We start from the raw sequence: 12667 nt of genomic DNA, 5'->3' as shown, positions 1-12667 counted from the left end.
GGTCACCCCCGCTGGTCGAGCCACACGGCCTCCCACGTGCCGTACACGTCGAGAAGGTCCGCCCAGGTCGAGAACTCGGTGAGCACGTCCTGCCAAGTGCGGCCAGCTGCCCCGTTCACGCCGACCGTGACCGGCATGTCCTGCTCGGTGAGCGGCAGCGTCCACGTCCGCCACTGCTCCTGGGCAAGGTGCGTGACCCGGCCTTCGCTGATGTTGGCGACAGACACGTACATGTCGGTGACGCCCATGCCGGGTGCGGCCTGCCACAGCAGGGTGTTGCCGGAGTCGAGGAGCAGGTGGAGCGCCTGCCGTTCGGCATCGGTGCGGGTCCAGATGGCGAGGTCGCCCTCCAGGCCCTGCCGCCTGCCGGACAGGATGACCTTGTTGCGGCGTCCGCGGATCACGTGCGTGGCCTGCTCGATGGGCCGCTCCCACTCCGGCGCCTTCTGCACCAGCACCCGCACGTTCCGCTGCGGATTCCCGGGATCCTTCAGCCAGGCCACGTTGATGTCGGCGTGGATCAGCAGTACCGGGTCCGAGGAGCGGGTGGAGGCGAGCACTCCGGGGCTGCTGTACAGCTCGACACGGTAGGACACGTCGACGCCGAGCGGCGCCTCGTGGTCCTCCAGCACCATGACGTCACTCGTGACCGGCTGCTGGTTGATCAGCCCGTCCGGGCCCCGCACAAGGGTGCGCGCCCCGTCGGGGGTGATCCGGTACAGGCTGACCAGATAGTCGGCGGGCAGTTCCCGCAGCGTCACCTGCACGTATCCGTCGGCCGAGACGGCTTCCACGGCGGTCAGGGGCAGCACCTGCCACAGGGCGACCCCGTCCACCCACAGCACCGACGCCGTAGAAGCGGCGACGGCCACAACCTCGACCGCCGCCTGCGTGGCGCCTGCGGGGGCGACCGCGTCCGACGTCAGCAGATACCAGGAGCCGGGCGGCACCGCGTAGGCGACACCCGTGCTCGTGCCCAGACTGGCACTGCCCGCGTCGTACCAGCGGACGCGTACCGTCGCTGACGTCCACGATCCGGCAGAGTGCCGGACGATGATCTGCGCCCTCCAGTTCACGCCCTCCACGACCGGGGCGAGCGGCGATCGAAGCGTCGACGTGGCCGCCGTCGCCGACGTGACGGTGAGCGAGTAGTTGCCGGAGTAGGCGGCGGCACCCCACGGCGTGGACCGGGCCAGCGTGGCAGGCCCCGACGCCACCGACCAGCCGCCCGTGCCCTGCTCGAAGCTACTACTTGAGTACGGAAGGACGGTGCCCGTGACGAGCGGGACCAGAGACTTGACGACGACCGTCTCCAGGCGCAGCACCTGCCCTGCCGCAGCCCCGTCCAAACCGGCCGCGATCCCGCAGGTGGCTGCCGACGCCGGTGCGACCGCCGACAGCAGCTGCCGGTAGAAGCCGGTACCCGGCGGCGCGAGCGTCGCCCGCGTGACCTGGATCTGGTTGCCGTTGGAGTCGTAGAACCGCAACTCGAGCCACGCCACCGACGACAGGGTCGGCGGCTGCAGGTAGGCGTAAGCCAGATATTCGACGCCCGGGGTGACAGTCGGACGGTCCACGGCGACCGCCGCAGCGTTACCTGCCGCGGCGGCAGTGACGGCGAGGGTGTGTCCGCCCGCCCAGTACCAGTCGACCGACCAGGACACGACCGGCACCTGCCGGCTGATCGTCGCGTTGACCTCGGATGTCCACCCGGATGCGTCGATCTCCGTCGACTCGGTGCCGAACCCGAAGAGATTGCCTGTCGTGCGGATCGGCAGGCCGAGGTAGACGTTCTCGAAGTACGAGATGACGTTCGGTGCGGCGGGCGTCATCGTCGACAGCACGACCTGCGCCTTGGCCGTGCCGGTCGGTGCTGTACCGGCCACGCTGATGCGATGCCAAGCTGCTGCGGCAGCCATGGTGACCAGCGACCAGGTGATGCTGATCTCGGTTCCGGTGGCGTTGAGCCAGCGGATGCCGATGCGTTCGGGGACGGTGGCGCCGGAGGCGTCGGCGAAGGCCTGGTAGGTGGTTCCGGCGGTGACCGGGTAGGAGGAGACAGTGCGAGCCCGGGTTTCGCCTGCCGCCACCGATTTGACGAGGAGGCAGCCGTCGCCGTTCCGGCCGCCTCCCCCCTTACTGATCGTCGCGTTGAGCAGCGTCGTCCACCCGGAAGTGTTCGGGTCGACGCTCTCCGTGGTCTGGCTGAGGAGGTTTCCGGGGATCGCCATGTGACCTCCTCAGCTGGACTTGATGACTTGGACGAGCTGCTGCTGCGAGTCGAGGACTTCCACGCGTGCGATGTCGCGGATCTTCTCGTTGCCCACGTAGACGTTGAGCGACAGGTCGCTGAGGTCCGGGCCGCCTCGACCGCTGATGACGTCGTTGAACTGGCGCCCGGTGAGCACCGGCTCCGGCCTGCCCGTCCCGTTGTAGGCGAGGTTGAAGCCGGGCTGGAGCATGCCGCCGTTGTCGTACTTGCCGGGCTCGAAGCCGTACCAGCTGGTGAACAGCGAGTCCTTGTAGCTTCGGGCTCGGCTGCCGACGATGACGCCATCGCCGCCCCTGCTCTCGACGTTGGTCTTGCCGAGGGTGCCCGCGGTGTGGCCGACACCGGCATTGGTGATGCCGATCTTGAATGGGCTGTTGCCGTGGTAGACCCATCCGGGAGGTGCCGTCTTTCCGGAGAACGCCATCGTCGCCCAGCGGCGGTGCGGCTGCTGCCCGCGGATGACGGACTCGATCGCCGACATGAATCCGGAGCAGTCCCACGAGGGGTTGCCGTTGCCTGCCCACTGGTAGGGCTTGCCGTTCTGGGTCTTCGCCCACTTGAGTGCTGCGGCGATGCGGGGGCCGCCGATGCCGCTGCCGCCCTTCTTGTCGGCCTCTTTGGCGTACCCGAACAGCGTGTCGATGATCTTGTCGGGGATCTTGCGGATCATCTTCCCGAAGCCGGTGTCCATGCCGGGGAAGGACTTCAGCAGCGGGTCGACGACGTTCTTGACGCCAGCCCGAGCCGACCGCTCGAGGGTGTCACCCAGCCACGACGCCCCCTCCTTGATCTTGTTCCAGGCTGCGGAGCCGACACCGAGCGCCGCCGACGCCTTGTCCTTGATCCACCCGAACACGCCTCCGTCCGCGAACCGCTGCATCGGGAACGTGCCGCCGGAGGCGTACTTCAGCGACGTGTCCGTCGGCGTCGATGGGTTCCCGCCGAACACCGGGGCGAGCGCGGCCTTCACTCCCTGCGAGCCACGGGACTTGGCAACCGAGTTCATCGTGTTGACGAACCCGGCACCCACGGCCCTGGTGAACTCGGGCCGCATGATGGCCTCGCCGCCGGACAGGGCGAGGCCGCCACCGGTCGGGGAGTAGAAGGTGTGGACGTCCCGGCCAGGCGTGTAGCCAGGCATGATGCCGCCGGACGCGAACTTGAAGTACGGCAACTTGTCCGCACCGAACGCGGATGCGATCTTGTTCCAGACGCCGCGGATGCCGTTGTTGTACACGACGTCGACCACGTACTGGATGGGCTCCTTGGCGTACTTCTTGACCTTGTCCCAGGCGGTCTTGATGCCCGACGCCGCAGCCTCGAAAGCGTCGATCATCTTGTCTTTCAGGGAGGTACCCCAGCCCGGGACGGTCTTGGTGAAGAAGTCACGGATCGGATACAGCACCCACGACTTGATCTTTGACCAGGCGGTGTTCAGCCCGTCACGGGTTCCGTTCCACGCCCCGACCGCCTTGTTCTTCAGTGTGGTCGCCCACCCCGGGATGATCTTCGTAAAGAAGTCCCGGATCGGGTACAGCACCCAGTTCTTGATGTTGGACCAGCCGGACTTGAAGAAGTTCGGCAGCGTACTCGTCCAGAAGCTGGCGAACGGCCCCTTCAGCCAGTCCCACAGGCCGAGCGCCGCCGTCTTGATCGCCGCCCACACGGCCTTGACCGCGTCCCGGAACCACTCGCATTTCGTGTACAGCAGGATGACCACAGCGACGATGCCGATGATCGCGGTAACGATCCATCCGAAGGTGGACATCTTCAGGGCTGCGTCGAACAGCTTGTAGGCGATCGCGGCGAGCTTCATCGCCGCAGCCCACAACCACATGGCGATCTTCCAGGCAGTGAACGCCGCCGTGATGCCCCAGATCGTCTGCACCAGCCACGGAGCCTTCTCTGCCAGCCAGGCGATCCCCTCTGACGTCTTTTCCACGGCGCCCAGCACAAGCCCCTGAACCGGCTCCAGCGCCTTAGCGATCGACAGGACTGCCCCGGCAAGCTCCCTCAGCGCACCGCTCAGACGAGGGCCCATGTCCGCGCTGTAGTCCAGGAACCGCTCAAACTCAGGCGACCCCTTGAGGCCGGTGCCCCAGTTCGCGAAGCGGCCCGTGATGTCCTGCATCCGCTGAGAGATCGAATCGATGTGCGGCAGGAACGCTTGGATAGCCCCCGCCATCCCCTTGAAGATCCGGCCGAAGGAGATGCCGAGCCCCTCGATCGCCGGACCCACCGAGCTCTCCAGGTCGGCCTTGAACTCCTTCCACCACGGCGACTTGAACCCGGCCGACGCCCGGTCCTGCAGCCGGCCGATGGCGTCCGCCGCAGCCAGCACAAACGGGGTCAGCCCGGGAAGACTGTTCTTCAGCCCGTTGATCGCCCGCGTAAAGATCGGCATCACAGCCGGCTGCAAGCTCTTGGACCAGGCCCCGAACGCGCTCTTCAACCCCAGGAAAGCGTCATACGTCTCCCTCGCGGCCGGAGTCAGCTTCGCCAGCTCCTGCTGGTACTTCTGCTGCGCCAGGGCAGCCTGATCAACGCCCCCGGCCGCAGACTGCGACGCGGAGGCGATCTGCCGCTGCGCTGATGCGATCGAATCCGCAGCCGACTGCTGCGCCGAAACGAGCTGCTCCTGGGCGCGGGCCACAGACCTCGCGCCGTCTTCCTGAGTGCGGGCCACATTCCGCTGCGCCTCAGCCACATCGTTCTGCGCCTCGGCAATGTCCCGCTGGGCCTGAACCTGCTGCCGGGCCGCATCCTGGCGAGCCTTGGTCAGCGCTTTCTGCTGGTCGCCAACCCGCTTCTCCGCGTCCTGCAGCCGCTCCTGCGCATCCCGGACCCGCTCCGACCCGTCCACGCCGGCCTTGTCCGCGGCCTGCTTCTCCGCAGCCAGATCCTTCGTCTCGGCCGTCTGGTCCTTGAGCCGCTGCACGGCCTGGTCGTAGGCGAGCTGGGCGCGCTGTCGGTCCAGCTCGGAGGCGTTGGCGCCCGCGGCCTGTACGGCGCGGAGTTTCTGCTCCGCCTCCTGCACGGCCAGTGTCGCGTCCCGCTCCGACAGTTTCGCGTTCGCCAGCCGCGACTCCATGTCGGCGAGATCCTGCGCCGCCTCCCGGCGGGCCTGACTCAAATCGTCCTGAGCCCGGACAGCGTCCCGCTGGGCGTCCGCGAGGGACTCCTCGGCTGTCGCCACCTGCTCGGCGGCCTGCCGCTGCCGGTCCGCGGCCTGCTGCACCGCGTCCGCCAGCGACTGCTTGGCCTGCTTGACCTGGTCGGCGGCCCGCTCGTTGGCCTCCGCAGCGGTACGGACCGCATCAGACACGCCCTGTTCCGCCTGCGCGATCTGCCGGGCAGCGTTGCGGTGCGCCGTCGCCAGCGACTGCTGGGCGCCCGCCATCTGCAGCGCCTTCTGCGCGCCCTGCGACGCGGCCTGGCCACCCTGCAGTGATGCCTGCGTCGATGCATCCTGGGCGGCCTTCTGCGCCTGCATGACCTTGCCCATCTGCATGAACGCAGGCACCGCCACCAGAGCGATCGAACCGACACCCACCGCCGCAGCCGTCGCCGCCGCCGCGATCGCACCCAAACCAGCCGCCGCCACCGGCAGCACCGGCAACAGCGCCGGACCCAGAGCGACCGCCGCGGTGATCAGCATCTGCATGCGCGATGCCGCCGAGCTCGTGTCGATGTCGATGCGGGCCGTGCGCCCATCCAGGCGGCTCACCTGCACCTGCAGTGCGGCAAGCTGAGCTGCGGCAGCCCCAGCATCCACACGGACAGCGACGTCGGCATCCGACGCAGACAGCCGCTGCAGTCGGGCTTGTACCTCCTCCAGCCGCGACATGGCCGTCGCAGCGTCAATGTCGATGCCGATCCTGGCGTCCCGCAGCGACGTCAACTGGGCACGCAGCCGGGCGATCTCAACCTGCGCCGGAGTGGTGTCAGCGCCGATGTTGACGTTCGGGAGAGACGCCTCAGCCTGCTGTACCGCGGCGCGCAGCTTCGTGCCGAGAGTGCCGTCCGTCTCCACACGAATGTGTGCCGGATCGCGGCTGACCTCGTCGATCTGCTCCCGCAACAGCTTCAGCTGGGCGATAGCCGCCGCAGTGTCCGCGCGCACGGCGACGTTGGGGTGTGCGGCGCCGATCCGGCGCAACCGCTCCTCGATGTCCGCAGCCTGGGCACGGGCCGTCTCTGCATCGATGTCGATACCGATGGTCTTGCCGGCCAGGGATTCCAGCTTGGCCCGCAGCCGGGCCAGGTCCGCGTCGACGCCCGTGTCGTTCAGGCCGACGTTCAACTTGGGCATGCTGCGGAACGCGGCCTCAAGCCGGGCCTTCAGAGACCGGGCGAACGCGCCGCCCGCCTGCTGCCCGCCCCTGGTGGCCGCCGGTTGGGCGGCGCGGGCGCCGTTCCGGACGCCGTCCCGTACCGCGTCAGCGATCCCGGAGGAGATGTACCGGCCCATGACGCGGCCGACTTCCTCGCCCACCTCATTCGCGGCAGGCAAGACGGCCCGCTGCATCCGCCGGGTGATACCAGTCGCGTTGGGCAGAACATCGACTTCGACGGAGCCAACGGAGATGGCAGGCACCAGGAGCCTCCTCCCAGCGCCCCTATGCGGCGCCCCCTTGCAGCAGCTCGAACAGGGTGTTTGCCGACGTCTTCGTGAGCGTGGCCTTCTTCTTCCGCGGCCCCGCCCCGGGCCGGCGCATCGGCTCCGGTGGATCCGGCCGCTTCGACTTCTTGTCGACGTTCAGGCAGATCAGCGTCCACTCCAGGCGGCGTACCGCGTCCACCGCGGCGGCGAGGAGTTGCTCCTGCTGCGACCAGGGAGCCTTCTCCGGCTCACCCTTGTCCGCCTGGGCCGCCAACTGCTCCGGCGTGAGCTCGTTGCGGAGGGCGGTCATGGTGTGTGATTCGGGCGGCAGGTGCTCGATGAGCACCCGCAGCCACCGCCACGACCGCCGCCCTGTGAGGACGTCCGCGATGTCGTACTGGCGGTCCTGAAGGTCGGCTTCTACCGCCTCCGGGTGCGTCCGCCAGATCGCGACCGTCCCCTGGACTTTCCCAGCGGCTCCCCCGACCGGGCGCTCGCGTCCTCGACGAACGCCACCCACTCGTTCATCGTCGGGTCGACCTCGAGGTAGTACTCGTAGTCGTCCGGGTGGAGCACCTTCTGCGCGAAGGTGTCGATCTGCCCCTGGTTGAGGGCGCGCTGCCAGGAGGCGCGCCACATCGACGGCGGCACCACCTGCACATCTTCCCCGCACAGTTCGGCGGTGACGTACCCGTCAGCTTCGATCTCCTGGGCTTCGGCAGCCGACACTTCGACGTCGTCGGTCTCCGGTTCCACGTCCGGCTCGGCCGCCCGACGGGTGGCGGGGCGGGATGCGGCACGGGCCGCGGTGCGCGGCTTCCTGCTGGTGCTGCTGCTCGTGTTGGCCACGGCGCGGGCTCCTCATCTCAAAAGGCGCGGGCAAGGAAGGGGGGAAGGTGGGCGGGCCGGGCCCGCGCCGACGGTGATCGGCCCGCCCACCAGCTCAGGACCCGGTGTACGCCTCGGTCTCAGGCACCCGGTCGAAGTGGTAGACCGTGAAGCCGGCCGAGTCCGGGTAGCAAGTGATCGTCCACTCGTAGCCAGCGACCTCATCCTGCTTGTGCGTCACGTCGGACCGCTCGGTGATCTCCGCCTCGGGGCAGTAGAAGCCGCGCTGGAAGTTGTCGCCGTCGAGGACGACGAACCAGAACGCCCGCCGGTCCGGCGACGGGGACGCGGTCTCCGCGAACGAGGTGAGCCCGTCGACCGGGGTGAGGTCCGCGGTGTCCAGGCGGTACTGCAGGGCCTGCACCGTCGTCCGGCCCGTCTCCCACACCGTCAGCCCGAACGTCCGCAGCGACGAGGTGATCGACGTGCGGATCGGTGCCGTCAGACCCCACGGAGTGAACGACTCCGAGTCCTCCTCGAAGCCCTGCACCAGACCGTCGTCCGAGATGGCGCCGAGAGGCAGCCACGGCGCCAGCGGCTGGATCGCCGGATCGCCCGGCGACGTCGTGCCCAACGGCGCCGTCCAGCCGGCGCCGTTCGCACCGACCTCCAGCAGATCCGCAGCGCGGGTGATGTTGACCATGATGTCTCCAGACATGCGTGAAGCCCGCGCACGGGCGGGTACTGAAAGGGCCTGGCGCGGGCCGAACAGCCGGTCAGGAGACCGGGTGACAGAAGATCTCGAAGGTGCCGCCCACGCGACGCAGGGCGGTGTTCTCGTAGGGCCGGGCGGCGGGCAGGGTGACGACACCGGCGCGGCCGATGGTCAGCGTGCTGGTGGTCGAGCCGCGCAGCTCCCGCTCCACCCACGTGACGGTCTCGCGGGCCAAGTCGAACGCTGCTTGGCGGGTGGCCGCGTACACGTCGATGTCGACGAGCATTCGGGCCAGCCTGCTGGCAGCAAGCTCCCCAGCCGGAACCTGCGTGATCTGAATCGTCGGCAGCTCGTTGAGCAGCTCGTTGTCCAGCTCGTCCCGGACCACGGCGTCCGGCCAGCGGGCCTGCGCGCGAGGGATCAGCTCACCCTCAATGTCGACGACCACGGTCACTGGTTCCGCCCACCCAACTGGGCTGCCCGCAGCAGCACGTGATGCGCGGGCACCTTCTCCGTGCCGTACTCCACCCAGCGGGCGTAGTAGGTCGGGTTGCGGACGTAGGCGACAGCGCGGTCCCGGCGGCGGCCACCACGCCGGGTACTGTCCGTCTCCCACGACGACTTGTACAGGCCAGGCCGGTAGCTGCCCGTATCGACCGGGGACGTCGCCACGGCGATGCCCTTGATGACCTCGGCGCGGCGCAGCATCTCCGCCTGCATGCCAGGCATACGCAGCATCTGCCCGATGCCCTTCCGCTTCGGCTTGAACCTGCCAGGCATGACGGCCTCCCTCCGTCAGCCGGTGACACGGTCGGCGGCGAACTGGACGACGCCGCGGGTGCCAGTGAATGGGGAGCGGCCCCAATCGCCTGGCTCGCCGGTGATGTCGCAGTCGACGCCGCGGATGCGGGCCTTGTCCGTGGTGCGGAGCGGCATACCGGGCTGATCGGCGGGCGCATACACGGTCCAGCCGACGATGACCGTGTCCCGCTCCTGCTGCTGCTCGCCGCCCACCTGCGGCGTCTCCGCCCTCGGCGCGACCACACAGCCCGGAATGTCGAACGACTCGTCCGGTCCCGGCAGCGGCTGGCCCCGAGGATTACGGCCCGGCGACAGGCCGGTGCGGACGATCCGCACCGTCTCCCCGAACGGGTACGGGGCGGGCATCAGTAGCCCCAGCCCGGTTCGAACTCGTCGGCGAAGCCCATGTCGTCGACAGGCCACGTCGGCGACGGATCCGCCTCCGCCGGTGTCGGGTCGATCGTGAACGCCCCGCCCCGGCCGGCGAGACTCTTGAGCGCACTCTTGTCGGCCTTCGTCAGGTACAGGCCGCCAGAGCCCTGAGGGCGCTGCACCGACATCGGGCCGATCGTCTCGTAGGACACCTGCTGCGGATTCACGTAGGCACGACCCGCGACCGACAGGACAACCGCCTCAGCGCCCTCAGGGAGAGGCTTCACGATCGTCTGGCAGAGCGAGATCGCCGTTGCGAGAAGCAGATCCGCCCGCGCTCCGTCGATCTCACCGAGACCGAGGTACAGGCCGAGCTGCTCCGCGGTCGGAGGGACGAATGCCATCACGCCCTCCTCAGGCCAGAGACTCCACAGCCGAACACCACGCCGCCAGATCAGCAGCCGGGTCCAGTTCGGCGGACCGGGTCTTCGCCCGCTTCGACGCCAGCCGGTACTCGGCAGGAGCCGCGAGCTTCCGCAGGACCGCCTCGTAGCCGTCGACGTCGTTTCGGTCGACGAAGATGCCGGCCTCGCCGAGGGACTCGCACAGGCCCGGCGTTGGGTGAGCCAGGACAGGAATGCCGCTGGCGAGCGCCTCCACGCCGGCACGGCCCCACGACTCGTAGGACGACGGCATCAGCAGCACCCGAGTGCGGGTATACACCCGCTGCCGCATGTCCTCGCCGCGGACGTGGTCGACGATTTCGACGTTGGGCAGGTCGGGGAGGATCTGCTGGCCGTAGGCGCCCTTCACGGCGAGGAACTGTTGGTCCGGCATCCGTTCGGCGAGAGCCTTGAGGACCCGGCCGCCCTTCTCCGGGTTGCAGTTGATCAGCGTGATGGCCTTGCCGGGCTTCGTTGCGTACTCGTCGGCGAACACTGGAGGTCGCACGATCAGCGACTCGGTGGGCCGGATGGCCTTCGGGTACTCGGCGAAGAACAGCTCCGCCTCCCGCTCCATCCAGAGCGAGTTGTAGACCGCCAAGGCGGTCCCGCCCGCCGCAGCATCCCGGAACGTCGGCCGGTGCGTGTTGTGGCACACCACCACCAGAGGCTTGCCGTAGCCGCGGGCCAGCGACGCCGTCGATGGGACCGTCTCCAGATGCGCCAGCAGCACGTCCGCCTTGCGGACCGCCGACGGGAAGTCCAGGCGGGACTCCAGAGGGACGACCTTGATGCCGCGGTAGTCGTACTCCTGGTGGGCCTTGCCGTAGCGGGACAGCCACACCTGCACGTCGTGGCCACGTTCCACCAGCGGCCGAAGCATCGACACGAGCATGTGCTCGGCCCCAGCGTTGTGCTCCGGCGGCATCGCGTGAACACGAGCCACGACCCGCAGCGGCTTGGCGGTCCCGCCCGGCGCGGAAGCCGGGACCGCCCCCATCAGGAACCGCTCGCGGCGCCAGTGAAGCGGACGAACGCGTCCTCGGCGCCCATGACGAAGCCGTAGTAGGCCTCCGCCAGCAGCAGCACCAGGTTCTCCTGGAACGCAGAGTGCACGCCGCCGTCCTCGTCGACGTAGGTCGCCTCCTTAGAGATCCGCACGGTGATGTCCATGCCGATCCCGTAGGCCGCCTGGCTCCAGTCGCCGCCGATCGCCCGCAGGCCCGTGTCCGTACTGGCGGACTGCCGACGCTGCTTACCCGACACACTGCGGGAGTACGCGAGCGGCTCACCAACCAGCGTGCCGGCCGCCGCCATGTTCGTACCCGGCGTCTGCGTGTCCACCAGGATGGGCTGACCGTTCGCGTCCGTCGCACGCAGCAGCTTCGGCTTCAGCCGGTGGTCCGCGACGGTACCGGTGTAGTCCCAGTCCTCATCGACGACCAACTCCATGCCGTCGACGAAGTCGGCCCAGATGCCGCCCTCGTCGCGCGGCGCCGTACCGAGGACGACCTCGTTGTCGGTGGCCGCCAGGTAGTCGGCGAAGGGGCCGGTGGCGCCCTTCATGGTCTTGCCGTGGATCGCCGCGTGGTCGAAGGCACGGGCGAACGCGGTCGGCAGATCCTTCTGGAGCTGCGTCCACAGGCCGCCCGCGTTGGTCATGACGACCTCTTCGGCGACCGGGATCAGCACGGCGACCTTCTTCGCCTGCATCTGCTTCACCGCGACACCGCCGCTGGACAGCGGCTTCCTTGCGGCCTGGCCGACCCAGTCGGCGGTCGGCACGTCCAGCGGGATCGGAACCGAGGTCGTCGCGTCCAGGGCGAGCGGAGCCGGACGGGCCAGCTGCATGACCGCGCTGGATTCGACCGACTTTTCGAAGATCGGCCCCGCGAGAGTGCGGGGCAGAAGTGCATCGTTGACGTCGGACAGCTTGAGGGCAGGCGTAGCCGCCATGATCTACCTCTTTCAGCGGCGCGTAAGCCGCGTGTTCATGAACCCCGCGAACTCGTCCGCAGGGTTGAGGGGCCGTTGCTTGTTGGCGCCGGACGCCTGTGTGCGGTCCGGCGCGGGACGCCGCGGGCCCTCCTGGGGCTGGGTCTTCGCCCAGTGCGGCTTGCGCTCCAACAGCGCCTGAAGATCCGCCTCGATGGCGGGCTCGTCGATGTCGCCCGAGTCGTCGATGTACGAGTCCAGGTCGAGCTCGCCGAACGCGTCAGCCGGATCGGCGAACGCCGCCCGCTCCTGGGTTGCAGTGCTGGCGAGGGCCTGCACCTGGCTGCGGACCAGCCGCTGCCGCGTCTTCGTGATCTGCTCCTGTGCGGCAGCGAGCTGCTCGTTGAGGCGCTCGGACTCGGAGAGTTCCGCGTCCTTGCGCTTCTTCAGCTCGGCGAGCAGAGGCTCCTGTTCCTTCAGGCGCTTGCGGAGGTTCGCGGCCTCCGAGTTCGCCTTGCGGATCTTTGCCTCGGCCTGCTTCCGGTCGAACGGCTTCTCCTCACTGCCGGTGTCCGCCTCCTGGGCGGTCTCCTGCTGCTCGGCGCCGTCCGTCTCCTCGGTGGCCGTCTCGTCGACGGTCTCCTCGGTGCCGGAGTCGGTCTGCTGCTCGCTGGTCTCGGTCTCTTCGGGCATGACGA

12 protein-coding genes are annotated in these 12667 nt (G+C 68.8%); all 12 read right to left on the bottom strand.

Annotation, left to right across the window (positions count from 1 at the left end):
- Positions 1 to 2: 2 nt before the first annotated feature.
- Positions 3 to 2231: a hypothetical protein gene (locus tag Sru02f_RS13005; RefSeq protein WP_109030173.1), complete on the bottom strand. Its 2229-nt coding sequence runs from the start codon at positions 2229 to 2231 to the stop codon at positions 3 to 5.
- Positions 2232 to 2240: 9 nt separating this feature from the next.
- Positions 2241 to 6869 carry a hypothetical protein gene (locus tag Sru02f_RS13000; RefSeq protein ID WP_109030172.1) on the bottom strand — a complete coding sequence of 1543 codons (4629 nt, stop codon included), beginning with the start codon at positions 6867 to 6869 and terminating at the stop codon, positions 2241 to 2243.
- Positions 6870 to 6891: 22 nt separating this feature from the next.
- Entirely contained in the window at positions 6892 to 7185 is a 294-nt protein-coding gene (locus Sru02f_RS12995; protein ID WP_109031397.1) for a hypothetical protein, read from the bottom strand.
- A 110-nt stretch (positions 7186 to 7295) separates the two neighbouring features.
- A complete protein-coding gene (locus tag Sru02f_RS12990; RefSeq protein WP_109030171.1) occupies positions 7296 to 7724 on the bottom strand; it encodes a hypothetical protein in 429 nt (142 codons plus the stop codon).
- Positions 7725 to 7818: 94 nt separating this feature from the next.
- Positions 7819 to 8421, bottom strand: coding sequence for a phage tail tube protein (locus Sru02f_RS12985; RefSeq protein ID WP_167469358.1), 603 nt, complete (start codon positions 8419 to 8421; stop codon positions 7819 to 7821).
- 58 nt (positions 8422 to 8479) lie between these two features.
- Positions 8480 to 8872: a hypothetical protein gene (locus Sru02f_RS12980; RefSeq protein ID WP_109030169.1), complete on the bottom strand. Its 393-nt coding sequence runs from the start codon at positions 8870 to 8872 to the stop codon at positions 8480 to 8482.
- Complete coding sequence (locus Sru02f_RS12975) at positions 8869 to 9198, bottom strand: HK97 gp10 family phage protein (RefSeq protein ID WP_109030168.1); 330 nt, start codon at positions 9196 to 9198, stop codon at positions 8869 to 8871. Before Sru02f_RS12975 ends, Sru02f_RS12980 begins: the two co-directional genes overlap by 4 nt.
- Positions 9199 to 9213: 15 nt before the next feature.
- A complete protein-coding gene (locus Sru02f_RS12970) occupies positions 9214 to 9585 on the bottom strand; it encodes a hypothetical protein (RefSeq protein WP_109030167.1) in 372 nt (123 codons plus the stop codon).
- On the bottom strand, positions 9585 to 9995 hold the full coding sequence (locus Sru02f_RS12965) for a hypothetical protein (RefSeq protein WP_109030166.1): 411 nt from the start codon (positions 9993 to 9995) through the stop codon (positions 9585 to 9587). The genes Sru02f_RS12970 and Sru02f_RS12965 overlap by 1 nt, the downstream gene beginning before the upstream one ends.
- A gap of 10 nt (positions 9996 to 10005) precedes the next feature.
- Positions 10006 to 10917, bottom strand: coding sequence for a glycosyltransferase family 4 protein (locus tag Sru02f_RS12960; RefSeq protein WP_244941755.1), 912 nt, complete (start codon positions 10915 to 10917; stop codon positions 10006 to 10008).
- Between the two features lie 116 nt (positions 10918 to 11033).
- Positions 11034 to 11990, bottom strand: coding sequence for a phage major capsid protein (locus Sru02f_RS12955; protein WP_109030164.1), 957 nt, complete (start codon positions 11988 to 11990; stop codon positions 11034 to 11036).
- A gap of 12 nt (positions 11991 to 12002) precedes the next feature.
- Positions 12003 to 12662, bottom strand: coding sequence for a hypothetical protein (locus Sru02f_RS12950; RefSeq protein ID WP_109030163.1), 660 nt, complete (start codon positions 12660 to 12662; stop codon positions 12003 to 12005).
- Between the last annotated feature and the right edge of the window lie 5 nt (positions 12663 to 12667).

It is taken from the genome of Streptomyces rubrogriseus (assembly GCF_027947575.1).
GTDB lineage: Bacteria > Actinomycetota > Actinomycetes > Streptomycetales > Streptomycetaceae > Streptomyces > Streptomyces rubrogriseus.
Note: the sequence above shows the minus strand (reverse complement) of the source record. Positions and strands in the feature narration are given on the sequence as shown.